The organism is Faecalicatena sp., from assembly GCF_058819085.1.
Genome location: NZ_JBZUUL010000038.1, coordinates 1 through 24,015 on the forward strand (window position 1 = coordinate 1; position 24,015 = coordinate 24,015).

Here is a 24,015-nt window from a genome sequence, read left to right on the forward strand (position 1 = left end):
TCCAGGGACTGCGATGGCATAAATTGCTATTTTGTTAGCTGAAATATTGAATTTTCAAGGTGCGAAGCCCATTTGGGGTATGGGAAGTCTTAGTTATTGATTGTTGGACCATTGAGCTCTTTTGGACCTTGGGAGCTGGAATATGAGGAGTGCTTTGGTCGTAAACCAAGTGTAAAGCGACTTGCGGGTGGTATTGATAAGAATGAGAAAAAGTATTACTTAGCCTCAACCCATACAGCAGAATTGACGCTAATTTCATATCAATCACTGACAGCATTACAAGAGGAGTTGGCTTTTTTTCTTCGTAACAATAAGGTTATGGTTGTTTTAGATGAAGCACATAAAGCCAAGAATTCATCGGGAGGCATTGTTGCACAATCAGTTCTTGATTTGTCAAAATACAGTAAAGCAAGAGTAGTATTGACCGGAACTCCGGCTCCAAATGGATATGAAGATTTATATAATATGTTCAAATTTATTTGGCCCACTAAAAATATTATTGGTTATCAAGTTAACCAATTGCGGGATATGTCTGCTCGTGGTGCAGATGTGAGAGTGAATAAACTTATTCGTAATATTTCACCATATTTTATTAGAATTCGGAAAAGTGACTTAAATATACCGCCAGCCACGATTCACCCAGCAATACACGTACCAATGAGTCCAATCCAACAACGAATTTACAATTACATCGAAAAAAAATATGTGGATGCAATGCTTGAAGAAGGTATAATTGACATGACATGTAGATTTAGAGCTTCTCTTGCCCAAGCACGGATGATTAGGCTTATGCAGGCTGCTTCTAATCCTGCAATGCTTAAGACTCCTTTACGAGATTTTGCGATGGATGATGAATTTCCTAGAGAAGCTTTTCAAGCAATAAATGATACAGAAGTGCTTAAATCTATAATGGAATATGAACAGTTTGAAATACCCGCAAAATATGAAGCCACAAAAACGTTGGTTGAACAAATTATTGCGCAGGGTGGTAAGGTGGTTATTTGGGCAACTTTTATATATACAATCCACGGATTAAAACGTTATTTACACGATTATGGAATTGAGAGTCAGGAACTCTATGGTGCGATACCGGTAGAAAAGGAAGGTATTGTGGATGAGAGTGATGAAGAAATTTTAACTCGTGAAAGGATTGTTAGGGAGTTTCAACAACCAAATTGTCCTTACAAGGTTATTATTGCAAATCCTTTTGCAGTTGCTGAATCTATTTCTCTTCATAAGGCGTGCCATAATGCAATTTATATTGAACGTTCGTTTAATGCTGCACATTTTGTGCAGTCAAAAGATCGTATTCATCGCTATGGTCTTACGTCAGAAGTAGAGACTCACTACTATTTTATTCTTTCACAAGATACAATAGATGAAACTATTGATATAAGACTGAATGAGAAAGAACTACGTATGAATGAAATTATGGAAAGCATGCCTATTCCGTTGTTTGACAATGTAACTGATGATTTGGGGAGTGACGATATAAAGGCGTTGATTAGAGATTATGTTAGAAGAACTAAGAAATCTTAAATTTCCAGGAACGAAAGATGCGATCATTTTTTTCTTGCAATCATTGGCTACACATGGAGATATGAGTGTTGATGATTTGAGAATTTTATGTATTCATGCGCCAGGTCAATATCAGATTGCGGTAGAACAAATGATAAATTATTGCCAATATTTTGAATTTATTCATGTGATTCAGACAGTGTCTCTCAATTACGATTTGTTGCCACATGTTTTTTCTGCTGAGGAATTGAATAAATATATTACGGAGAAGAGCATTGGAAGGCTATTTAATGATGGAATTTTAACGGCTTCGATGTTCTCGTTTGAAATTACCACTCAGCGGTTCTTGTTTCATAATGAAATGTTACCATTAGCATATGCTGCTGTAAGAAATATACTTGTTAGTCAGGGCTTTTTTGTTGCAACGCGATCCAAAACGAAAACAGTTTTTTATATAGCAGTTGATTATGAAAAACTTGTATCCGAACATTGTAAAAAGCAGCAACGAACGATTTCATTAGAGCGGTTAAGAAAACATTTAGAAGAAAATGCAATTACAGGTGAAAGAGCCGAACAGTTTGTGCTTTCCTATGAGCAGCATCGCCTTGGGGATAAAGTCGCCCATAAAGTAAAAATAATATCAAGTATTGATGTCGGTGCAGGTTATGATATTGTTTCATTTAATGGTAAAACTTCGTGTGAATATGACCGTTTTATCGAAGTGAAGGCTGTTTCTGCGGGAAATGCCTTTTTTTGGTCGAATAACGAATATGAAACAGCGAAATTGATGGACTCAAATTATTATTTGTATTTAGTAGATTTGAGTAAGATTAAATTATTTGATTACAGTCCAATAATTATCAAAAATCCGGCAATTGTAATTATGCAATCGTCCGAGTGGTTGATAGAAACGCAGTCGTTTTATGTAAGGCATATAGAATATTGAATTATGTAAAAATAGTTGCTTAATTGAATATGTAATATGAGCCATCGAGTAAAGCTAGCTCATAAAATTCTATAATCTATGATAGAATAATGGCAGTAGTAATCTCTCCGCTTCTTTTTTGTTTCATGTCCTCAACTTGCCGTATTTTTCTTATCCTGTTACAAATTTAATAATCTTTTGGCAGAAATTATAATTGGTAAAACGAGACAGAAACAGGATTTTAGGAGGAGTTTCGTTTATGATAAAAGTTTTATTCATCTGCCACGGCAACATCTGCCGCTCCCCCATGGCAGAGTTCGTTTTCCGTGACATGGTTAACAAGCGTAACATGGGTGACCTTTTCACCGTCGCATCCGCTGCGACCAGCCGGGAGGAGCTTGGCAACCCGGTCCACTACGGAACGGTACAGAAGTTAAAGGAAGCCGGTATCAGCACCAAAGGCAAATATGCCGTACAACTTAAGAAGCAGGATTATCAGAATTACGACTATTTGATAGGTATGGAATACCGCAATATCCGGAACATCGAACGGATCATAGGCTCAGATCCGGACCATAAGGTGCACAAGCTTCTGGATTTTAGCGGCAATCCACGGGATATTGCAGATCCCTGGTACACAGGCAATTTTGACAAGACCTACAATGACATTGTGGAGGGCTGTGAGGGCCTGCTTCAATACATTTTAGAGCATGACAGATTGTAAAAGTTTAAAGACTGGGAATACTGATTAAAGGATACTGAACATAGAATACAGAGGAAATCAAGATGAAGCTTCAAGATTATAACCCGATTTTATACTTGGAGGATTATGAAAATATCCCGGATGAGATCTACCGCTGGAAGCAGGATGAGGAACTGCATCCAGGGCCGGGATGGGGCAGTCGGGAGGCAGTGATCCCGGAGCAGGTTTTGACAGATTCCATTCAGGCGGCGGGGCCGGTCAGGTTATGTGTCGGTATCGGACGATATCATACTGAATTGGACGGAGATATTTATTTGTGCGCTCTTATCGATGAAACCAAAAGGACGGTGGAATCCTGTTCGTTCGGTGTATACCGGTCTGCAGAATTAGTTGGTAAGGCGCTGGATATATATTTTTCTATGCACATGCTGGCTGAGCCTGCCCATCTACCGAAAAATATTTCTCTGCTCAGCAGCCGGAATCCAATCTATCAAAAGCAGGAATATAGCAAGATCATTTCCAAATATCCGATTGTGCCGGAAATGACTGCCAAAGGAACCAGAGGTGGGGCTGCTGTGGTCAGCACGTATTTTTCCCGGCTGATGAGGAGAAAAGGTAGTACTACATTTTATACATGGCAGGATGCAGTCGACTGGCTTTCATCGGATATTGTAAGATATAACCAGAAAATCAGGTGAACCATCAGTCAGAGGAAATTTTTTAAGAAGAAGGTGTTTGATATGTATATCGCGGATTTACACATACATTCCCACTACTCGCGTGCCACAAGCCGGGACTGCAATCTGGAGAATCTGGACCTGTGGGCCAGGCGGAAAGGGATCCAGATCGTCGGCAGCGGGGATTTCACTCATCCTGCATGGCGGGAAGAAATGAAGGAAAAGCTGGAACCTGCAGAGGAAGGGCTTTATGTTTTAAAAGAGGAATACCGGATACCTGATGATTCCGTGGCAGATGTTATGCTGCCGCGTTTTGTTATTACCGGGGAGATCAGTTCCATTTATAAGAAATACGACAAGGTCAGGAAGGTACACAGCCTGATTCTGCTTCCGGGACTTGAGGCGGCTGAACTTCTGGCAAAAAAGTTAGAGGCGATCGGCAATATCCATTCTGATGGACGGCCCATTTTGGGGATAGACTGTCATGATCTGTTAGAGATCATGCTGGAGCTTTGCCCGGATGCGGTGTATGTTCCGGCTCATATCTGGACGCCGCATTTCTCTTTGTTCGGGGCATTTTCAGGCTTCGACAGTGTAGAGGAATGCTTTGGGGATCTGTCAGGCTATATCCATGCGATGGAAACGGGCCTGTCCTCTGATCCGCCGATGATATGGCGGGTATCTGCATTGGACAAGTATCAGCTGATCTCAAATTCAGATGCACATTCTCCGGCTAAATTAGGACGGGAAGCGAATCTTTTAGACATCGGGTTATCGTTTTCAGGACTGCGTGGAGCGATACAGGAAGGCAGAGGCCTGTATGGTACGATCGAATTTTTTCCGGAGGAAGGGAAATATCATTTCGACGGACATAGGAAATGCGGGATCTGTCTGAATCCTGTAGAAACCAAAAAGTATGGGGGAATCTGCCCGGTCTGCGGAAGAAAACTGACAATTGGGGTGTCACACAGGATTGAACAGCTGGCAGACAGAGAAGAAGGATTTGTTTTGCAGCAGGGGAAGCCTTTTGAAAGCCTGGTACCTCTGCCGGAGGTGATCGGAGCTTCTGTCGGAACCTCTTCTGCAAGTGTTAAGGTACAAAAAGAATATCAGAAAATGCTGCAGAAGCTGGGGCCGGAATTTGAAATATTGAGAAATATCCCGACGGAGGAGATCCAAAAAGTATCAGGGCATCTGGTAGCGGAAGGAATCAGAAGGCTTCGAAAAGGAGAGGTCGAAAGACTTCCCGGGTTTGATGGCGAATATGGGACGATAAAATTATTTAACCAGGAAGATCTGGACAGTTTAGACGGGCAGATGAATTTCTTCGGGGCACTGCATATAGAAACAACGCATGCCGAGACCAGGAGAAAGAAGTCTGTGAATGAGGCAGCACCGGACAATGCCGGAGGGTGTAATGAGATTCCAAATAGCAGTACAGCTGCAAAGACAGCAGATCAGTTAAATGAAAAGCAGGAGCAGGCCGTGCGGTCAGTGGAAAGGGCCATTGCTGTCATTGCAGGGCCGGGAACGGGAAAGACGAAAACATTGATCTCTCATCTGATGTATTTACTGGAGGTGCGGAAAGTAAAGCCGTCAGAGATCACGGCGGTTACTTTTACCAATCAGGCAGCAGGCGAGATGAGAGAACGGATTAAGAAACAGCTGGGCCGTGCCCGGAATGTGAGTCAACTACAGATCGGTACTTTTCATGCGATATGCTTGAATTTCTTGAAGTCTCAGGGAATGGAATTCACATTGGCAGACGACGTAACAGCAATGGAAGCAGCCCGCAGTGTGCTGGAGCAGAGCGGCCTGGATATGACGCCAAAACAGTTCCTGAGATTGGTCTCATTAGAAAAATCGGGTTTTGAATCAGGCTGTAGATCAAGTTGTGAGGAGTCAGTTCAGACAGAAGCAGAGAAGAAGGAGTGGAAAACAGCAGTTGAATACTATCAGCAGATTTTAAAAGAACAAAATATGCTGGATTTTGATGACCTGCTTCTTGAAACACTGTACATCATAGAAAATGACCGTGCGGCCCTGGGCTGGGAGAAACGCTTTTCTTATTTGCTCGTAGATGAATTCCAGGACATCAATCCGGTTCAGTATCGTCTGATCAGGGCGTGGAACCAGAAGGGAAGAGAGCTCTTTGTGATCGGGGATCCTGACCAGTCGGTTTATGGCTTTCGGGGATCCGATGCTGCATGTTTTGCAAGGCTTGCCGGAGATGCTCCCGAGCTTCATGAGATCCGCTTAACCGAGAACTATCGCTGCACCCCTTCTATCCTAAAAGCGGCTGCAGAGATGATTTCGCATAATCCGGGAGAACAAAGGCTTTTGACTGCGCATAAAGAGGACGAGAGCCCGGTACGTCTTGTCAGTGCAGGAACCAAAATGGGAGAAGCTATATTTATTGCGAAAGAAATCAATCGGTTGACAGGCGGGATTGGAATGCTGGATGCCCAGGAAATTGGTATTGGGAAAAAAGAGAACCGGGGCTTTTCAGATATTGCAATTTTGTACCGTACTCACAGACAGGCCCAGCTGCTTGAAACCTGTCTGCGGAAGGAAGGAATTCCTTATGTTACATCAGGGCGCGAAGATTTTTTAATGGAAGATGATGTGAGGGGAAGCATTGCATTTTTTAAATGCCTTGCGGATGCAGGGGATGGATTTTCAAAGAAGTTAAGCTTAAAGTTTCTTTGGAAACTGGATAAAAACGTAGTCACAGAAACTGTTTTTGAAGCCATGTATAAAAAATTCAAGCCATTGTATAAGAAGAGTAAGCCCCAGAAGTTTTTAGAAACATGGATAAAAGAAATGGGGTTGGAAGACAGTACATCCATGAAAAAATTAGCAGAAATGACGGTCTTTTATAAAAGCATGACAGAGTTTGCGGAGGCATTGAGTCTGGGTGTGGAAAGTGATCTAAAGCGCTGCGGATCTAAAAAGTACACAGGTGAGGCAGTCACCTTGATGACCCTGCATGGTGCAAAAGGTCTGGAATTCCCGGTTACCTTCATTTATGGAGTGAGAAAGGGAATGATTCCTTTTGAAAAGGAAGGCAGGATCGATCTCGAAGAGGAGCGGCGCTTGTTCTATGTAGGAATGACAAGGGCGCAGGAGGAACTGATCCTGACTGTTTCGGGGGAAGAGTCCCCATTGATCGGGGAACTTCCGATGAAAGAGGTGGTCAGAGAAAAAGCGGATAAACGGAAAAATGCAGATAGTGGAAAGCAGATGGATCTGTTTGAGTTTATGTAGAAATTCAAAGGGGTCAGACCCTTTTGCACGCCGTTTTCAGAATATTCTGTCTATATACGGTTCCATGTAGACACAAAAAGTGTTAATATTTCAGTGAACGGCAGAAATAGCGGCATTCATATCATTGGGAGATTCCCAGGGATATGGATGTCGTTTTATTGTATTGTCTATATTTTTGGAAAAATAGATAAGAAAGTCTTATATAGTTAAGTATTCATAATGCAGAAATATGACGCATATACTTAAAGATATACCCTGCCCAAAGGGACTTCAGAATAAGGGAACTAAGAGACAAACTATAGAGCAGATCCACAGAAAGGGAAATTGTTATGAAGTGTAAAAGAGGGCTGGTCATACTGGCTGCCACGACCCTATTGATGATGATATTGACAGGAATAAGCTTTTGTGCGAAAGAGAAGCAGCAGTGGAGATTGAAAGCGGCGGAGGCGGACATAAGGCTGTCAGAGGCGCACAGGCAGATAAAAGATCAGGAACAAGCAGAAATAGTTTCCGTCCCGCAGAAGACAGTCATTGCCCTGGACCCGGGACATCAGGGGCCGGGAGTAGACATGAGTGGCATGGAGGAAAATTCCCCGGGATCCGGGGTCATGAAGCAGAGGAATAATTCAGGCACTGCGGGGCGTTACAGCGGCCTTGCAGAATATCAGCTGAATCTGGATATTGCCTTAAAGGTAAGGGAACGGCTGAGTGAACGAGGATACGATGTTGTGATGAGCAGAGAGGATAATGAAACAGCGGCCAGCAATCAGGACAGGGCCAGGCAGGCAAACGAGTCCGGTGCACTGCTGTGTGTAAGAATCCACGCAAATGGCAGTGAGAGCCCGGAAAGTTCCGGTGCATTATGTCTGATCGCATCGAAGGAAAATCCGACTGCCGGAAGCCTTTACGATGAGAGCAGCAAACTGGCAGCAGATCTGCTACAGAGTTATTGTGAGTCTACAGGCTTTGAAAATCGTGGGATCCAGATCAATGATACGATGACCGGGATCAATTGGAGTAAAATTCCGGTTGTCATATTGGAGATGGGGTTTATGACGAATGAAAGAGAAGATATGCTGATGGCAGATGAGGACTTCCAGGAAAAAATGGCGGATGGGATCGCTCAGGGGATAGAAAAATATTGTGCTGAGAGGGATCGTTTCTAACGGTATAAGAGTACCAAGTACATAAAATTTCTCTTGATAATCTGCACCGTCTGGATTATAATAAAATTTATAAGAACAATGTTCAATAATAACGAACAACCAAGGCCAAGTAAAGAGCAAATGAAAAAGGAGAAACTATGAGACTGGTTACTTACAGAAACAAAGGTGAGTCAGAGGACAGGATAGGTTTTTTAGACGCAGATGCGCAGAGGATCGCGCCGTCTGAATTATTGGACATCCCATATTCTGACATGAATGAATGGATCACTTCTCTTTCAATGGAGGAGCAAAAACGACTGAAAGGCCTGGCAGAGGAGAAAAGCATATATACCCTGTCAGTGGATGAGGTGGTCTTAAGAGCACCGATTCCCCACCCGAAGCAGGATGTGATCTGTCTGGGGGTAAATTATCTGGAACATGCCAGGGAAGCGGCCAGGTTTGAGAAGGAATCATTTGATATCCGCTCCTCCTATCCTGTTTATTTTTCAAAGCGTGTGAATGAGGCTGTGGGACATCAGCAGGCGATTCCTGCTTACGGGGAGTTTGTAGACAGCCTGGATTATGAAGTGGAGCTGGCTGTAGTCATTGGTAAGGATGCAAAGAATGTGAAAGCGGAAGATGCAGAGGAATATATACTCGGCTATACCATTTTAAATGACGTGAGTGCAAGAAACCTGCAGACCAGGCATACACAGTGGTATTTTGGGAAGAGTCTGGATGGATTTACCCCCATGGGACCGGCCCTTGTAACTGCGGATGAGATATCCTATCCACCGAAGCTTAAGATTCAGAGCCTGGTCAACGGAGAGATCAGGCAGGACAGCAGTACAGACCTCCTGATCTTTGATATCGGATATGTGATCGAGGAGCTAAGCAGAGGGATGACATTAAAAGCAGGGACGATCATTTCTACAGGTACCCCCCAGGGAGTAGGGATGGGGTTTGTACCTCCGCGCTTCCTGAATAAGGGTGATGTGGTAGAGTGCCGGATCGAGGCGCTTGGAAGCCTGGTAAACCGGATTGAATAGAAGAGGAGGAGCGATATGAAGCAGGGTGTGACGATCCAGTCAGTTGAGAGGGCACTGCAGATTCTTGAGTATCTGTCCGGCCCGGTCTCAGAGGCAGGGATCACGGAGATCGCAGCGTTCATGGGACTTGGAAAGAGTACTGTTTACGGTCTTGTGAACACTCTCATGCAGGAGGGGTATCTGGAACAAAATCCCGACAATAAGCGGTACCGCCTGGGGCTCAAGCTGTTCGAGATGGGCTGTATCGTACAGGAGCGCATGGACATTAGAGAGATTGCCAGACCATATCTAAAAGCCTTGTCCGGGCATTTTAGAATGACGGTACATATGGCGGTGTATAAGGACCGGGAAGTGGTTTATATTGATAAAATGGATGCGCCAGACACAAGAATTGTGTATTCACAGGTAGGCAAGAGGGCTCCGATGTACTGCACTGGTATCGGAAAGGCTGTGCTGGCAGAGTTAAACTTAGATGATGCCGAGTGGATATTAAGCAGCCAGGAATTGGAAGCACTGACTCCCAATACGATGACTGAGAAAGAGGAGGTACTCAGGGCTTTAGCCGATATCAGAAAAAAAGGATACTCAACAGATAATGAGGAAGTGGAATTGGGTCTGAAATGTGTCGCCGCGGCAATCCATGACCATCAGGGGAAGCCGGTAGCAGCCATCAGTATCTCTAGCTCTGCCGTGAAGATGACAGAAGAAAAAATGGAAGAGGCGGCATCACAGATCAAGAGGGCAGCAGCAGAAATCTCTAAAAAATTGGGTTTTCGCGGCTGATCTTTTTGAGCGATAGTTAGGAAAATGGAGCATAAGAGTCTGTATAAAGCAGGCTCTTCTGTATAGGAATAGATAAGAACGATGTTCAATAATACCGAACGAAATAAAAAGGAGTGAAAAGCAGATGATTGTAACAGTCACATTGAATGCCGCAATCGACAAGCGGTACGAAGTTGAGAAACTTGAGACAGGGGAAGTAAATCGTGTTAAAAGCTCCCGGTATGGAGCCGGAGGAAAGGGCCTGAATGTCTCGCGGGTGGCAGTGACAGCCAAAGAAGCAGTGACAGCTACGGGCTTTGCAGGCGGCCATACAGGGCAGCTTTTGGAGGAGCTGGCGCAAAAGGACGGGATTGAAACCGCATTTGTCCATACGCAGGGAGAGACGCGCACCTGCATTAACATTAAAGATTTAAAGACCGGAGAACAGACGGAGCTTCTGGAAGGCGGAGAGACTGTTTTGCCGGAAAAGGCAGCAGAGATGGAAGAGAAGTACCGCGAGCTCCTGACCGGGGCAGATGTCGTTACGATTTCAGGAAGTGTGCCCAAAGGCGTAGATGGGAAGCTTTATATCAGGATGATTCAGATGGCAAAGGAAGCCGGGATACCCGTCCTGGTGGATACCAGCGGTACGCTGCTTTTACAATGTATTGAGGCAGCGCCTGACCTGATCAAGCCGAATCAGGATGAAATAAAGCAGATCACTAAAAAGGCGGATATGTCGAAGGACGAACTTCGTGAGACTGCCGTCAAAATCAGAGACAAGGGGATCTCGTATGTTGTGGTATCACTGGGAAAGGACGGCTCCGTGATGGCCTCACCTTCCGGTGTATATGAGGCCCGGGTCCCGTTGATCCAGGCAGTCAATACTGTTGGATGTGGTGATTCTATGTTAGCCGGCCTGGCCATCGGCATCAAAAATCATTGGACGGATGAGGAGATCCTCCGGTATGCAAGTGCTATTTCCGCTGCCAACGCCCTGCAGGAGGCAACTGGATTTTTTGTAAAGTCAGATTTTGAAGAGCTTTATAAAAAGATTACCATATTAAAATAACAAATCCAAAACGATCAAGAAGGAGGAACACAAATGGAAAAAGTAAAAGTAGCGATCATCGGACCAGGCAACATTGGTTCGGACCTGATGTACAAGGTCATGAGAAGCAGAAATCTGGAGATGGCCTATATGGTGGGAATAGTGGAGTCAGAAGGAATCCGCCGTGCAAGAGGTCTGGGATTCGAGACAACGACACAGGGTGTGGAAGCGATTTTGGACAGGGATGATATTAAGATTGTATTCGATGCTACCGGGGCAAAAGCACATCAAAAGCATGCGCCACTGCTTAGAAAAGCCGGGAAGATCGCTATCGATATGACTCCGGCAGCTGTAGGTCCATATGTGGTACCGTGTGTAAACCTGGATTCTCTCTCCGAAGAGATGAATTTCAACATGGTAACCTGCGGAGGACAGGCTACAGTGCCGATCGCTTATGCGATCAACGAGGCAGCCGACAGCGAATACACGGAAATCATCTCCTGCATCTCCTCGAAGAGTGCCGGTCCGGGAACCCGAGCCAATATCGATGAGTTTACGGAGACGACCTCTAAGGCTTTAGAGAGTGTGGGGGGCGCGGATAAAGGAAAAGCGATCATCATTCTGAATCCGGCAGAGCCGCCGCTGATGATGACGAATACCATTCATTCTATCGTGAAAAAGCCGGATGAAAAGAAGATCACAGATGCAGTAAATCAGATGGTCAAAAGGATACAAAAATATGTACCCGGCTATAAGCTGCGTACCCCGCCGATCATGGACAAAAATAAGGTGACAGTCATCATAGAAGTGGAAGGGGCCGGAGATTTCCTTCCCAAATATTCCGGGAATCTGGATATTATCAATTCTGCAGCGATTGAGGTGGCAGAGAAAATAGCAGAAGAAAGATTTTTAAAAGGAGGAAAGCAGGATGAAAAGTAAGATCCATTTCATAGATACTACCATGCGTGACGGAAGCCATGCAATGAGCCACAGCTTTACAAAGGAGCAGGTAAGTAAGATCGCGCAGGGCTTGGACGAAGCAGGTGTCCATATCATCGAGGTCAGCCACGGAGACGGGATCGCGGGATCATCGATCAACTACGGATTTTCCGGGACAAGGGATATCGAGCTGATTGCGGAGGCCTCCAAGGTGATCAGGCATGCAAAGCTGGGAGCGTTGCTGATTCCGGGGATCGGCACTATCACAGACCTCCAGGAGGCCTATGATCATGGGGTTCGTGCAGTCAGGATCGCAACTCATGTGACAGAGGCTGATGTATCTCTCCAGCATATCAAAGCAGCGAAGGAAAGAGGAATGTTCACAGCCGGTTTTCTTATGATGGTCCATATGGCCGAGCCGGAGAAGATCCTGGAACAGGCGCGGCTGTTTGAAGATGCGGGGGTGGATTATGTGAACCTGGCAGACTCAGCCGGCTTTCTGATGCCGGACGATGTACGCCGCCGGATCAGTCTCCTTACAGAAAAACTGAGCATTCCTGTGGGCTTCCATGCCCACAATAATCTCGGGCTTGCAGTGGCAAATTCCCTTGCTGCGGTGGAAGAGGGGGCATCCTATATTGACGGAACCCTAAGAGGTCTGGGGGCAGGAGCAGGAAACTGCCAGATTGAGGTTCTGTCCGCCGTGTTAGAACGTCTTGACTGTACGACAGGGATAGATCTGGACAAAATACTTGCAGTGGCAGAGGAGGCTGTGGAGCCGATCATGCTGCGTCCGCAGGTGATCGATACGGCTTCCCTGATGCTCGGATATGCCGGTGTATACTCCAGTTTTCTTCTTCATGCGAGGCGGGCAGCCGATCGGTTCGGCCTAAAGATCAAGGACATCCTGACAGAACTGGGAAGACGCGGTATGGTCGGCGGACAGGAAGATATGATCGTAGATGTGGCCTACCAGCTGTCACAAAATAAAACAAGTGAAAATAAGTAGCTTTCTGTAAAACGAGCGAACCGTTTTTTGAAGCCAGGCACCCTTAATTATGAATAGGGCTGCCTGGTTTTCTTTCTGTATTCCGAGGGGGATATCCCTGTAAACTGTTTAAAGATGCGGTTAAAATGCGGAATCTGGTTGAACCCGCATGCAACGGCGATGTCAATGACGAGTTCATCCGTAGTTTCGAGGAGCAGCTTCGCATTATCGATGCGGATCTGGTTGATATATGCGGAAAGAGAAATCCCTGTATCTGCTTTGAATATGCGGCTCAGGTAACTGGGATTGGTAAATACATAATCGGCAATATAAGAAAGCGGCAGCGGATCGGCATAATTTTGCCGGATGAGATGTTTTACCTGTGCGATGATGATCTTCCGCGAGGAAAGCCGCCCTCCATCCTGTTTTTTCTCTGGACAGAGGATGAAACCTGTCTGTACAAAATATAAAAGAAACGACAAAAATGTGTGATAAAAAATGGTGGGCGATGCGGGTAAGGCATCCTTTTGCAGCTGGCTTAAAAGCTTTAAATAAGAACGGATGGTGTCGTAGTTCTTTTTGGGAAGTGAAAAGTGCTGAAAAGGTGTATCAGGGTCAAAGAATTGTTTGAGCATCTGTCTGCTGTGATCTGCAGTGTCATAGGATTCGGCTTCTTCCAGACGAAAGTGTAACAGAAAAAGCCTTATGGGGCGTCCCTGGCTGTACGACAGGGTAATGCGGGGGCTGCTCCCGTGTATTAAGAAACAATCCCTGTTCTGGAAATCCTTGATCAGATCCTGGCAGAGGGAACTGCCATTTCCCTGTTCGATCAGGGCAATGCACCATTGCCCCGGAGCTGCGACAGGCTCGTAAGAGTCGGAGAACTCAACTGTTCTGGTAGAAAAATTATCTGCTGTATGATTCATCTGGTTTCTCCTTTGTGTGTGAAATATTATACATTTGTTATTTTTATCTTTTTTATAAAAGATATGATTAATATACAGAAAAAGAAAAATAATTGTGCAAATAGACAAAAGAAAGTAAATATAAGATAAGAATAAGTAAATATAAATTAAGAATTTATTATAATAGGATGCTAACATAAGGATATAAAAAGTGAGTTCCATAGGAGGAAAGAAAATGAAGAAAAGAGTGGTTGCATTATTGTTGACAGCAGCAATGACAATGTCTTTACTGGCCGGATGCGGGGGCAAGAAAGACTGGGAAGACGGAGACGGAAAGATCGACGGAGATCTTACTTTCTGGACACAGGACACAGAAGCGTGGAAAGCCTACTTCGGACCTGCCATCGAGGCGTTCGAGAAGGAATACCCGGATGTGAAGATCAAAGTAGAATACTTCCCTGAATTTGGGGACAAGTTAAGCCAGGCATTTTCAGCAGGAGAACAGCCCGATGTGATGCAGACATGGCAGAGTATCACTGACTGGGCGAAAGGCGGGATGATCGAGGAGATTCCTGACAGCGTAATGAGCAAAGAGGAGATCGAAAAGAATTATTATGAAAGTGCTTTAAAGAACAAGCAGTATGACGGCAAGTATTACTGTCTTCCGTCAGAGATCAATGTTGAGTCTCCAAGTCTGTATGTGAACATGGATATCCTGAAAGAAGAGGGGATCAGCCTTCCACAGAGCTGGATCGATAACAACGGACCGGCAAGCTTTACAGAACTTCTGGAAGTAGCAAACCAGCTGACGGTGAAGGATGCCGACGGACAGGTAAAACGCTCCGGGCTTGCTTATACATATGCACAGTGGGAAGCAAACTTCCTCTCTCTGATCTTACAGTACGGCGGAGACTATAAGGATGAGGCGAACAATGCCGTGAAGTTCCAGACACCGGAGGCTAAGCAGGCGGCAGAAACTTTGTTAAAGTACACACAGGGACCGGATGCAGTCAGCGACGAGGGTGAGACACGCTATGATGCATTCATCCAGGGAGTGGCAGCAATGTGTGTAGGCGCTCCGTGGTATTCAGGAAGCTTTGCTATCGATATCCCGGATGTGGACTGGCAGGTATTCAACATGCCGTCATGGGTAGAAGGAGCAGACCCGATCAGTCTTGGAACAGGCGGCTGGGGATACATCGTATCCGAGAAGTGCGAGAACAAAGAAGCAGCATGGGAATTTGTTAAATTCATGACCACAGCAGAGCAGACAGGAGACTGGGCTTATAAGACAGGTGCCCTTCCGGCAAGAGTAGATGCCCTGACAGACCTGGAATACGATCCAAACAAAGGCTCTGTAGAGAAGGCGATCTCTATCGCAAAGGACATCCTTCCATACGCAGTGGAGGAAGGCGCTTATATGCAGACACCATCTACACTGACCTACACGATCGTAAGAGAAAAATTAAGACAGCTCCTTGTAGACGGAGACATCGATGCGGCACTGAAAGGAATGGAAGAGGAAGGCAATGCCATGATCGAGGAAAACTTGAGCAGATAAAGCAGGAAAGACATATCGGTGATTTATGAAGAAAAAAATTGATTTGTTACAGGGAAATGTGAGTGAGACCTTTTTACAGTATCTGATTCCAAGTGTTTCAGCTACGATGATGATTTCCTTCAACTACTTTATCGATACCTTATGTATCGGTCAGAAGTTAGGAGAGCAGGGCTTAGCGGCCCTGAACCTCTCCTGGCCGGTGACAACGGTCCTGTATTCTCTGGGACTTTTGTTCGGAACCGGCGGAGGTGCCATGTTTTCCGCATATGTGGCAAATGGAAAAAAAGAAAAAGCGAGGAGTGTTTACACCGGGGCAGCCGCGGCCCTGCTTATGATTGCCGCGGTGATTACCCTGCTGGGACTGATATTTTTAGATCCTATCGTATCCGTACTGGGCGGCACAGGAGAGCTGCGCCAGGGTGTGACGGATTATGTCAAATGGGTTTTGATCTTTTCGGTTTCTTACATGGGAGAATGTTTTTTCACAAGCTTCCTTAGAAATGACAATGCGCCAAGGCTGGCAATGGCAGGAACACTGCTTTCCTGCTCCTTAAATATCGTTCTGGATGTTTTATTCATTTATGTATTCGACGGAGGCATGGTTGGTGCATCTCTTGCCACATCGCTGGCAGTGACATCAACAGTGATCCTTGGGATCCTCTCAACCTTCAGGAAGAAGTCAAACTTAAAACTCAACTTTACAGATACAAATGTGCGGGATGTCTTCTACATCATGAAGGTGGGGATGTCAACCTTTCTTACAGAGATCGACGGAGGGATTGTTACCTTTGTTTATAACACGGTATTGATCAGGATCGCCGGAAATGCAGCAACAACTGTGATCGCCGTATATGGGATCGTCGTAAATATCAATACCATTGTGCTGGCAGCTATCAATGGGATATCCAATGCCATGCAGCCCCTTGTCAGTGCAAACAGCGGGGCAGGCAAATTCTTCCGTGCCAGGCGGTTCACCCATCTGGCAGTAAAATGGGCATTCGGGATGTCGGTGGTGTTTGTTGCATTGATCGAATGGAAGGCGGAATGGTTTGTAAAGATCTTCTTAAAACCGGATGCAGCTTTTCTGATACAGGCATCGGGGGCGATCAGGATCGTCGCCGTTTCCTATCTTCTGGCCGCTGTAAACATGATCCTGATCTCCTATTTCCAATCCATACAGGCATCAAAGGAAGCAATATACTTTTCCTTCATGCGGACTCTGTTCTTACCGGTGATCTTTGTAATCGGCGGGGCATTCTACCTGAATGTAAAGGGAGTATGGATGGCGTCCCTTTTGATAGAAGGTACGACAGTGTGTATATTAAGTTACGCATACCGGCATTATCAGAAAAGGCGGATGGTGGAAAATCTGGGGCAGCTTAATTTCTATGATACAAAGGAGCAGGCGGATGGCATCGAGGATCTGATCGAACAGCTTGGTGCGGACAATCTGGAGAATTACCGAAGGGTGATCGCATACTGCGGGGAAAGAGACAGAGATTCCCAAGGGGTTCCGATGATCATAGGGTTAGATGACCTTACGACAGATGGACAGAAGCCCTTTGAGGTATCCAGGGCAGAAGACGAATTAAGCTTTTACCAGGCAGTGGGCGCACTCTTGTTCACGGACCTGATCGACCAGCAGATGACAGAAGAAGGCGGCAGCGGACGAGGAGCCATCCTTCCTGCAATGGAGGCGGTGGCAGAAAAATTCTTCCAGTGCCGGCAGATCAAAGATACCGAAGCCGTGGAGACGGTTTCCTATACAGAGGCATTATGCAGAAAGCAAAAGGAGAAGGAACATGAGCAGTAATTTTGACATACATACCTTTGCTAAAACGGTTGCAAAAGATAAACGGACCTTTGAGATGTTCCGTTACCTTGTAAATAATGCATACATAAGGGTGGTGAATTACCACAACACAAATGACAGGGATGCGGCGCAGATCGAGCATGAGATCAAATATTTCAGCGAACATTTTGTGCCGGTGAAGGTGAAAGATCTGGATACATTTTTTGAGACGAGGAAGTGGCCCTATGAGAAGCCGGGCCTGATCCCGGCAGTATTTGAGGGATACCGAAGCCATTACGACATCATGAAGCCGATACTGGATAAATATCATTTTACCGGATGGTTCTATATACCGGGCTTTTTTCCGGATGTAGAGAGAGAAAAGCAGCTCGCCTTTTGTAAAAGCCACAGACTGAGGACAACGGGTGAGTACATGTATGAGGACTTAAGGATCGCCATGAATTGGGAGGAGATCAAAGAATTGTCCAGGGACCATGAAATCTGCTGCCATACCGGAAGTCACTTTGAGATTACGAAAGAAACCTCGGATGAAGATATGCACAGAGAGATCGTAGAGGCAAAACGCCGCATGGAGAGTCATATCCAGAAGCCGGTAGATGTATTCTGCTGGCTGGCGGGAGAAGAGTATAACTACAATATCCGTGCACATAAGCATCTGGAAGAGGCGGGATATAAATATGTGGTCAGCAATTTAAAGATAGAGAAAATCAGATGATGAGCAAGGAGGAAGCAGATGAAAAGCTTAAGGGATATCTTAGAAGACATTGAAAACCAGGATCTTAAGCCCTATGAGGAAATGATGAAATATTGCGACAGCCGTGTAACAGCGGATGAGGGCATCCCGGCAGTCATTGGTCTGGATGACCTAACGGCATCCTGGAACACGACATACAAGGGGGCAGGGCAGGATGAAGAGTTCCGCTTTCTGATGGCGGCGGGAGCCATGATCTTTGCCAGCCTCTATGAGCAGCAGGATCCGGAGGTGCTTGGGGAATATCAGGGAATCGCTCCGGCTATGAGTGCCATGGCAGAGATGTTCTTCCATGCAGGGGCGGATGGAAGTGTGATCCCTTACCGCGAGGTTGTGAAGAAATTCGTGGAAGAGAAAAAGAAGCAGACGGGAGGAAAATAAGATGAACAATCTGAATGCAGAAGAATTTTTACAGATCATCTCCAGGGATAAAAGATGCCTGGAAATGTTCCGGTATCTGATCAACAGCTCTTATATCCGTGTGGTGAACTACCATAATACCAACCCCGTCAATGCAGAGCGTTTCGAGGCGGAGATCAAGTATTTCAGTGAGCATTTCGTGCCGGTCACGATGAAGGATTTAGAGCAGTTCTTTCAGACCAGAGAATGGCCTTATGAGAAGCCTGGCCTGATCCCTGCTATATTTGAAGGATTCAGGAACCACTATGACGTCATGCTGCCGATCCTGGATAAATACAACTTTACCGGGTGGTTCTATTTTCCAAGTTTCTTCATGGACATTCCGTTAGAGGAGCAGCTTTCATTTAGTGAGGAGCATGAACTGAACATTACGGACGAAAGCCTGTACCCGGATAAAAGGATCGCCCTGAATTGGGAGGAAGTAAGAGAGATCGCCTCCAGACATGAGATCTGCTGCCACACCGGAAATCATTTCCAGATCACCAAGGAAACGCCGGACGAAGATATGTATCGTGAGATCGTTGTGGCAAAACGGTATCTGGAGGAAAAGATCGGGCGCGAGGTAGAAGTATTCTGCTGGCTGTACGGGGAAGAATACAGCTACAACACAAGGGCACATAAATACTTAAAAGAGGCCGGATATAAATATGTAGTCAGCAACCTGAAACTGGAAAAGATCAGGTAGGAGGAAAAGACGTGAGAAGAAGTGAAGCAATATTAAGGCGGCCCGATTTCAGTTTTAACCGGGCAGTATATAAATCCATGGGATTTTCAGACAAGGATCTGGAAAAACCAATCATCGGGATCGCGGATACGTGGAGCGAACTGGTGCCGGGCAGCTACAACTTAAGAGCTGTTGCAGACAGCGTGAAACGCGGGATCTATGCGGCAGGCGGGACACCTGTAGAATTCGGCGTGATCGGGGCATGTGACGGAACAGCCCAGGGAAATGAGGGGATGCGTTTCATTCTCCCTTCCCGCGACTTGATCGCCAATGATGTAGAGGTTATGGTGCAGGCACACCAGCTGGACGGGATCGTCCTTCTTGGTTCCTGTGACAAGATCGTTCCCGGGCTTTTGATGGCGGCTGCAAGACTGAGACTGCCGGCAATCTTACTTCCGGGAGGTCCCATGCAGGGAGGCCCGGTGTTTGACGGGAGGGCTTCTGATCTGACCACCCTGTCAGAGGGCTGCGGCATGGTCAAGGCAGGCAGGCTTGAGGAAGAGGAACTGTACCGCATGGAGAATACATGCGGCCCGGGATGCGGATCATGCTCTTTTTACGGGACGGCAAACACGATGTGCTGTCTTGCGGAGAGCTTAGGGATGACGCTTCCTCATGGAGCATTGATTCCGGCAGTCTATGCGGACCGTACCAGGATCGCCTTTGAAACGGGAGAGAGGATCGTATCTCTGGTCCGGGAAAATATTACTGCAGATCAGATCATCAATGAGAGATCCCTGGAAAATGCGATCAGGGTACTCAATGCCACAGGCGGTTCTACAAATGGAGTCCTGCATCTGCTGGCAGTTGCCAGGGAGGCAGGGATCGACAGCTGGGTGATGACAGAGAAATTTAAGGAGATCGGGATGACCACACCTCTGATCGCAAAGGTGAATCCTTCCTCCAAATATAATATGGAAGATTTCCATAATTCCGGTGGGATCCCGCAGGTGATGAAGGAGCTGGAATCCCTTCTGAATCTGGAGGTTATGACAGTGACCGGGAAAACGGTCGGCGAAAATCTAAAAGAGTACAGACAGGTCCGGGTGAACAGAGAGATCATCAAGACTCTGAGCGAACCATTCAGTAAGTTTGGAGGAATCTCCATTCTGGAAGGCAATCTCTCCCCGGAGGGCTGTATCACAAAGCCGTCGGCGATCAAGCCAAATATGCATGTATTTACCGGGACAGCCAGGGTATTCGACAGTGAGGAGTCCGCAGAGGAAGCGATCTTAGGCGGTCAGATCAAGCCGGGCAATGTAGTTGTCATCCGGTATGAGGGGCCGAAAGGCGGCCCGGGAATGCGCGAAATGTACAAGGCCATGAAGTATCTTTACGGCATGGGACTGGCCGAGTCTACGGCACTCATTACAGACGGCAGATTTTCCGGTACGAATAATGGCTGCTTTGTCGGACATATTTCCCCGGAAGCGGCAGAGGGCGGAACGATTGCATTCGTACAGGATGGAGATGAGATCACGGTGGATATTCCGGCACAGAGCATTACGCTCCATGTACCAGAGGAGGTCCTTGAGGAGCGAAGGAAGGGCTTTACTTTGCCAAAACCAAAGTACACAAGGGGATATCTTGGAGTGTACTCTAAATTAGCGGCTTCTGCCAGCAGAGGCGCCGTGATCGAGATGTAGCAGATGTATTGTGTCATGCAGAAAGGGGTTAGAAGAATGGCATTTGATTATACAGGAAAAACAGTGGGAGTGACCGGAGCCGCCAGTGTAAAGGGAATCGGCTTTGCGATCGCCAGGAAATTTCTTCAGAGCGGGGCACAGGTATTTATCTGTGATCTGAATGAAGAAGCCTTGAAGGAAGCCGAGCAGGAGCTAAAGGCGTACGGAAATGTAAAGTCCTATGTGATGGATGTGTCAAAGGAGGAATCCGTACAGGCGGTTTTCAAAAAGGCCTTAGAAGATTTTGGATACATAGATATCTTTGTGAGCAATGCAGGGATCTACCCACAGGCGTTTGTCTGTGATATGGAGACAAGCCAGTGGGATACGGTCATGAATGTAAACTTGAAATCGGTATTCCTGTGTGCAAGGGAATGCCAAAGATGTATGAAAGAAAAGGGCGGAGTCCTGATTAATGCAGCCTCCTATGCCTCACTTCTCGGCTCAGCAGGCAGCGGGGCATATGCGGCCAGCAAGGCAGCAGTGTACAGCCTGACAAAGACTCTGGCGGCAGAGCTGGCACCGGATCATATCCGGGTCAATGGTTTCATTCCGGGAGTGATCGAGACGGGCATGACAAGGGGCGTCATTGACAGTAAGAAGGAAGAACTGGAGAGTGCGATCGCACTTCACCGCCTGGGCAGCCCCCGGGATGTGGCAGATGCAGTAGCCTTCCTGGCATCTGGGGAGGCTTCCTACCTGACAGGGACCTTTATCGAGATCAGCGGTGGAAAGCTATGTGTACAGAATCCAGATTTTGCATGGAAGAAGAGATAATACAGGAGGAAGGGACATTGGACAAACTTCATATTGATATTCAGGCGCTTTCATCCATGCATCGGTTTGGGGATATCCTGGCTGATGCGATCGGGAGCATCCAAAGTGATATTGCAGGGTTTCAGGTGATCCGGGATGCGAAGGACTGTATCGGACGCCACTGGTACGGGCTGAGGTGCCGCGTGACATGTAAGCGTTCAGGAATCGGATATTACCTGCATATCGGGTTGATTTATTTCCCGTCTACCAGGCCGGGGCTGATGATCGAGCTGGATGAACAGAATAATCACCACAGCTATGGCTGTGTGCTTGAGAACATTGAGGAACGCCCGGAGTTTGAGATCAACAGGGATGAGCCGGAATATTTTAAACTGTTTATGCCGGATGCGGTATTTGCAGATATGTCGGGCAGGACAAGAAAAGAACAGGCAGTCATCCTTCGCGGGTTCGTGCAAAGCGGCGCTGAGGCGATCGTGGAGGCCGCATACGAAAAGGGGTTTACACTGGATTATCAGAAAATGGCAGATTCCCTGAACCTGGTCAATGCATTCGATCAGGTCTTGAATGAGATGGAAAGCAGTATCAGCAGCGTGGAAGTCAATTATGCAGATCCGGATAATTTTGGACAGTATGCCGAAGGGTTCAGGTACTATCTGAAAAATAAGGACAGCTTATCACTGTATGCATATTTTGGTGCGATCTACAGCTATAAAAAGCAGCCCGCGGGGATTTTTGCAGAGATCGACAAGTTCAGCAACCAAAAGGAGTTTGACCGGGTATATGACAACATGGAGACTTCTGATATGTATGAACTTGGGATCAAAGAGCCGGGATTTATCAAGCTTTTCATGAAGGAAGCAATGGTAGAAGAATTGAACCAGGCAGCATATGAAAGACAGATTGAGATTTTAAAAGAGTTTTTAAAGGCATGCAATGAGGCAATGGTAAGTGCATGGGAAAGAGGAGGAAACAGATAATGGCAGAGAGAAAGAAGATCGTACTGATCGGTGCAGGCAGCGCAGTATTTACAAAAGGCCTGATCGCAGATTTTATCCAGTCCGGGTTTGGAAAATGGGAGATCGCACTTTGTGATATCAATCCGGTCATATTAGAATCGATCACAAAGCTGGCTAAAAAAATGGTGGAGCAAAAGGGGGCAGACATCCTCATCAGCGCCTCTACCGATAGAAAGGAACTGCTGCCCGGGGCTGACTTTGTAGTTACGACTATCGCGGTGGGGGGAAGACGTGCATGGGAGCAGGATGTTAAGATCCCGAGAAAATACAAGATCTATCAGCCGGTAGGAGATTCCATCATGCCAGGCGGAATTTCAAGGGCGCAGAGAATGATCCCTGTCATGGTTGAGATCGCCAGGGACATTGAACGGCTCTGCCCGGATGCATATTTCTTTAACTATTCGAATCCGATGACAGCGATCGTAACAGCTGTAAGGAGAGTCACAAATGTGAAGATCATCGGTCTGTGTCATGGAGTGATCTATGGAGAGAAGTATCTGGCAAAAATGCTGGGGGTTGATGTGAAGAGACTGACCACCATCGGAGCCGGCCTAAACCATCTGACATGGCTGTATGACATCCGTGTGGACGGAAAAGATGTACATCAGGAACTGTTAGACATCGTGCAGAAGCAGAAGGAGGACAATGTAAGAAACCCTCATGTGCGCAATTTCTTCAACCCGCTTCTGGAGGATAAAGAGATACCGAACCATATGGACAACCCGCTTTCCTGGGAATTCTTCGAGCGTTATGGTGCACTTCCGGCCGTTGTGGACCGCCATGCGGTAGAGTTTTTCCCGGAACGTTTCCCGGAAGGAAACTATTACGGAGCCACACTCGGCATAGATGCTTTCCCGATCGATGATGTGATCGCCAGAGGTGAGGCAACCTATAAAGCAATGCTGGACCAGGGCGAGACCGAAGGTGAGGTTGAGGCAGACCTGTTCAAGCGTGCGGACGGAGAGCACGAGCAGCTGGTAGAGATTATCAGGTCTCTGCTCCTGGATGAGAGAAAGGTATTCTCTGTGAATATCCCGAATGAGGGTGCCGTTGCGGGGATCCCGGATGATGCGGTTCTTGAGATTCCGGGTGTTGCCACAGCAAGAGGATTTTCTTCGATGCACGTGAACGGATTCGAAGGACCGATCAAAGACATTATCATCAAACGTCTTGCTTCTGTAGATCTTACGGTTGAGGCAGCATTAAAAGGCGACAGACAGCTCTGGGCAGACGCAATGATGCTGGATGGTGCGGTAACCGATTATGAGACAGCAGAGAATCTGGTCAGGGACTTTATCGAGGAACACAAGGACTATCTGCCGCAGTATATGTAAGGAGA

General features: G+C 46.5%; 21 protein-coding genes. 20 read left to right on the forward strand and 1 reads right to left on the reverse strand.

Annotated features, from left to right (window positions below; all coding sequences use genetic code 11):
• The first annotated feature begins 96 nt into the window (after positions 1-96).
• The 11 genes from AC4OGX_RS17495 (at position 97) to dmpG (ending at position 13,045) form a co-directional block, all read left to right on the forward strand.
• Positions 97-1,539: a DEAD/DEAH box helicase gene (locus AC4OGX_RS17495; protein ID WP_493331948.1), complete on the forward strand. Its 1,443-nt coding sequence runs from the start codon at positions 97-99 to the stop codon at positions 1,537-1,539.
• Positions 1,514-2,464 (forward strand): protein NO VEIN domain-containing protein, encoded by a 951-nt coding sequence (locus AC4OGX_RS17500; protein ID WP_493331950.1) that lies wholly within the window; start codon positions 1,514-1,516, stop codon positions 2,462-2,464. The genes AC4OGX_RS17495 and AC4OGX_RS17500 overlap by 26 nt, the downstream gene beginning before the upstream one ends.
• 238 nt (positions 2,465-2,702) lie before the next feature.
• A complete protein-coding gene (locus AC4OGX_RS17505; RefSeq protein WP_493331951.1) occupies positions 2,703-3,167 on the forward strand; it encodes a low molecular weight protein-tyrosine-phosphatase in 465 nt (154 codons plus the stop codon).
• Positions 3,168-3,229: 62 nt separating this feature from the next.
• Positions 3,230-3,844 (forward strand): hypothetical protein, encoded by a 615-nt coding sequence (locus AC4OGX_RS17510; protein WP_493331952.1) that lies wholly within the window; start codon positions 3,230-3,232, stop codon positions 3,842-3,844.
• Positions 3,845-3,886: 42 nt separating this feature from the next.
• Positions 3,887-7,090: a UvrD-helicase domain-containing protein gene (locus tag AC4OGX_RS17515; protein ID WP_493331953.1), complete on the forward strand. Its 3,204-nt coding sequence runs from the start codon at positions 3,887-3,889 to the stop codon at positions 7,088-7,090.
• Between the two features lie 329 nt (positions 7,091-7,419).
• Positions 7,420-8,256: an N-acetylmuramoyl-L-alanine amidase gene (locus AC4OGX_RS17520; protein WP_493331954.1), complete on the forward strand. Its 837-nt coding sequence runs from the start codon at positions 7,420-7,422 to the stop codon at positions 8,254-8,256.
• A gap of 137 nt (positions 8,257-8,393) precedes the next feature.
• Positions 8,394-9,284, forward strand: a complete 891-nt coding sequence (locus AC4OGX_RS17525; RefSeq protein WP_493331955.1) for a fumarylacetoacetate hydrolase family protein — start codon at positions 8,394-8,396, stop codon at positions 9,282-9,284.
• 15 nt (positions 9,285-9,299) lie between these two features.
• A complete protein-coding gene (locus tag AC4OGX_RS17530; protein WP_493331956.1) occupies positions 9,300-10,067 on the forward strand; it encodes an IclR family transcriptional regulator in 768 nt (255 codons plus the stop codon).
• Positions 10,068-10,191: 124 nt separating this feature from the next.
• On the forward strand, positions 10,192-11,118 hold the full coding sequence (pfkB, locus tag AC4OGX_RS17535; RefSeq protein ID WP_493331958.1) for a 1-phosphofructokinase: 927 nt from the start codon (positions 10,192-10,194) through the stop codon (positions 11,116-11,118).
• Positions 11,119-11,151: 33 nt separating this feature from the next.
• Complete coding sequence (locus AC4OGX_RS17540; RefSeq protein ID WP_493331959.1) at positions 11,152-12,036, forward strand: acetaldehyde dehydrogenase (acetylating); 885 nt, start codon at positions 11,152-11,154, stop codon at positions 12,034-12,036.
• On the forward strand, positions 12,026-13,045 hold the full coding sequence (gene dmpG / locus AC4OGX_RS17545; RefSeq protein WP_493331960.1) for a 4-hydroxy-2-oxovalerate aldolase: 1,020 nt from the start codon (positions 12,026-12,028) through the stop codon (positions 13,043-13,045). Before AC4OGX_RS17540 ends, dmpG begins: the two co-directional genes overlap by 11 nt.
• 47 nt (positions 13,046-13,092) lie before the next feature.
• On the opposite strand, the gene AC4OGX_RS17550 is transcribed toward dmpG, so the two are convergent.
• Positions 13,093-13,950, reverse strand: a complete 858-nt coding sequence (locus AC4OGX_RS17550; protein WP_493331961.1) for a helix-turn-helix transcriptional regulator — start codon at positions 13,948-13,950, stop codon at positions 13,093-13,095.
• A gap of 214 nt (positions 13,951-14,164) precedes the next feature.
• Here AC4OGX_RS17550 and AC4OGX_RS17555 point away from each other — a divergent pair, with 214 nt between their 5' ends.
• The 9 genes from AC4OGX_RS17555 to AC4OGX_RS17595 are packed head-to-tail and all read left to right on the forward strand — an operon-like array spanning position 14,165 to position 24,010.
• Positions 14,165-15,490 (forward strand): ABC transporter substrate-binding protein, encoded by a 1,326-nt coding sequence (locus AC4OGX_RS17555; RefSeq protein WP_493331962.1) that lies wholly within the window; start codon positions 14,165-14,167, stop codon positions 15,488-15,490.
• A gap of 25 nt (positions 15,491-15,515) precedes the next feature.
• Entirely contained in the window at positions 15,516-17,303 is a 1,788-nt protein-coding gene (locus AC4OGX_RS17560; RefSeq protein ID WP_493331963.1) for an MATE family efflux transporter, read from the forward strand.
• On the forward strand, positions 17,293-18,018 hold the full coding sequence (locus AC4OGX_RS17565) for a polysaccharide deacetylase family protein (RefSeq protein WP_493331964.1): 726 nt from the start codon (positions 17,293-17,295) through the stop codon (positions 18,016-18,018). The genes AC4OGX_RS17560 and AC4OGX_RS17565 overlap by 11 nt, the downstream gene beginning before the upstream one ends.
• A gap of 18 nt (positions 18,019-18,036) precedes the next feature.
• Entirely contained in the window at positions 18,037-18,435 is a 399-nt protein-coding gene (locus tag AC4OGX_RS17570) for a hypothetical protein (protein ID WP_493331965.1), read from the forward strand.
• A 1-nt stretch (position 18,436) separates the two neighbouring features.
• Positions 18,437-19,159: a polysaccharide deacetylase family protein gene (locus AC4OGX_RS17575; protein ID WP_493331966.1), complete on the forward strand. Its 723-nt coding sequence runs from the start codon at positions 18,437-18,439 to the stop codon at positions 19,157-19,159.
• A gap of 11 nt (positions 19,160-19,170) precedes the next feature.
• Entirely contained in the window at positions 19,171-20,844 is a 1,674-nt protein-coding gene (ilvD, locus tag AC4OGX_RS17580; protein WP_493331967.1) for a dihydroxy-acid dehydratase, read from the forward strand.
• Between the two features lie 36 nt (positions 20,845-20,880).
• Positions 20,881-21,660, forward strand: coding sequence for an SDR family NAD(P)-dependent oxidoreductase (locus AC4OGX_RS17585; protein WP_493331968.1), 780 nt, complete (start codon positions 20,881-20,883; stop codon positions 21,658-21,660).
• A 17-nt stretch (positions 21,661-21,677) separates the two neighbouring features.
• Positions 21,678-22,637 (forward strand): hypothetical protein, encoded by a 960-nt coding sequence (locus AC4OGX_RS17590; RefSeq protein WP_493331969.1) that lies wholly within the window; start codon positions 21,678-21,680, stop codon positions 22,635-22,637.
• The gene (locus tag AC4OGX_RS17595; protein ID WP_493331970.1) at positions 22,637-24,010 is read left to right on the forward strand and encodes a family 4 glycosyl hydrolase; all 1,374 of its coding nucleotides are present in this window, start codon (positions 22,637-22,639) and stop codon (positions 24,008-24,010) included. Before AC4OGX_RS17590 ends, AC4OGX_RS17595 begins: the two co-directional genes overlap by 1 nt.
• Positions 24,011-24,015 lie beyond the last annotated feature (5 nt).

Excerpts from the sequence above, each read along its gene's own strand:
- AC4OGX_RS17500 (WP_493331950.1), top strand. The coding sequence starts at position 1,514 with ATGTTAGAAGAACTAAGAAATCTTAAATTTCCAGGAACGAAAGATGCG.
- AC4OGX_RS17505 (WP_493331951.1), top strand. The coding sequence starts at position 2,703 with ATGATAAAAGTTTTATTCATCTGCCACGGCAACATCTGCCGCTCCCCC.
- AC4OGX_RS17510 (WP_493331952.1), top strand. The coding sequence starts at position 3,230 with ATGAAGCTTCAAGATTATAACCCGATTTTATACTTGGAGGATTATGAA.
- AC4OGX_RS17515 (WP_493331953.1), top strand. The coding sequence starts at position 3,887 with ATGTATATCGCGGATTTACACATACATTCCCACTACTCGCGTGCCACA.
- AC4OGX_RS17520 (WP_493331954.1), top strand. The coding sequence starts at position 7,420 with ATGAAGTGTAAAAGAGGGCTGGTCATACTGGCTGCCACGACCCTATTG.
- AC4OGX_RS17525 (WP_493331955.1), top strand. The coding sequence starts at position 8,394 with ATGAGACTGGTTACTTACAGAAACAAAGGTGAGTCAGAGGACAGGATA.
- AC4OGX_RS17530 (WP_493331956.1), top strand. The coding sequence starts at position 9,300 with ATGAAGCAGGGTGTGACGATCCAGTCAGTTGAGAGGGCACTGCAGATT.
- pfkB (WP_493331958.1), top strand. The coding sequence starts at position 10,192 with ATGATTGTAACAGTCACATTGAATGCCGCAATCGACAAGCGGTACGAA.
- AC4OGX_RS17540 (WP_493331959.1), top strand. The coding sequence starts at position 11,152 with ATGGAAAAAGTAAAAGTAGCGATCATCGGACCAGGCAACATTGGTTCG.
- dmpG (WP_493331960.1), top strand. The coding sequence starts at position 12,026 with ATGAAAAGTAAGATCCATTTCATAGATACTACCATGCGTGACGGAAGC.
- AC4OGX_RS17550 (WP_493331961.1), bottom strand. The coding sequence starts at position 13,950 with ATGAATCATACAGCAGATAATTTTTCTACCAGAACAGTTGAGTTCTCC.
- AC4OGX_RS17555 (WP_493331962.1), top strand. The coding sequence starts at position 14,165 with ATGAAGAAAAGAGTGGTTGCATTATTGTTGACAGCAGCAATGACAATG.
- AC4OGX_RS17560 (WP_493331963.1), top strand. The coding sequence starts at position 15,516 with ATGAAGAAAAAAATTGATTTGTTACAGGGAAATGTGAGTGAGACCTTT.
- AC4OGX_RS17565 (WP_493331964.1), top strand. The coding sequence starts at position 17,293 with ATGAGCAGTAATTTTGACATACATACCTTTGCTAAAACGGTTGCAAAA.
- AC4OGX_RS17570 (WP_493331965.1), top strand. The coding sequence starts at position 18,037 with ATGAAAAGCTTAAGGGATATCTTAGAAGACATTGAAAACCAGGATCTT.
- AC4OGX_RS17575 (WP_493331966.1), top strand. The coding sequence starts at position 18,437 with ATGAACAATCTGAATGCAGAAGAATTTTTACAGATCATCTCCAGGGAT.
- AC4OGX_RS17585 (WP_493331968.1), top strand. The coding sequence starts at position 20,881 with ATGGCATTTGATTATACAGGAAAAACAGTGGGAGTGACCGGAGCCGCC.
- AC4OGX_RS17595 (WP_493331970.1), top strand. The coding sequence starts at position 22,637 with ATGGCAGAGAGAAAGAAGATCGTACTGATCGGTGCAGGCAGCGCAGTA.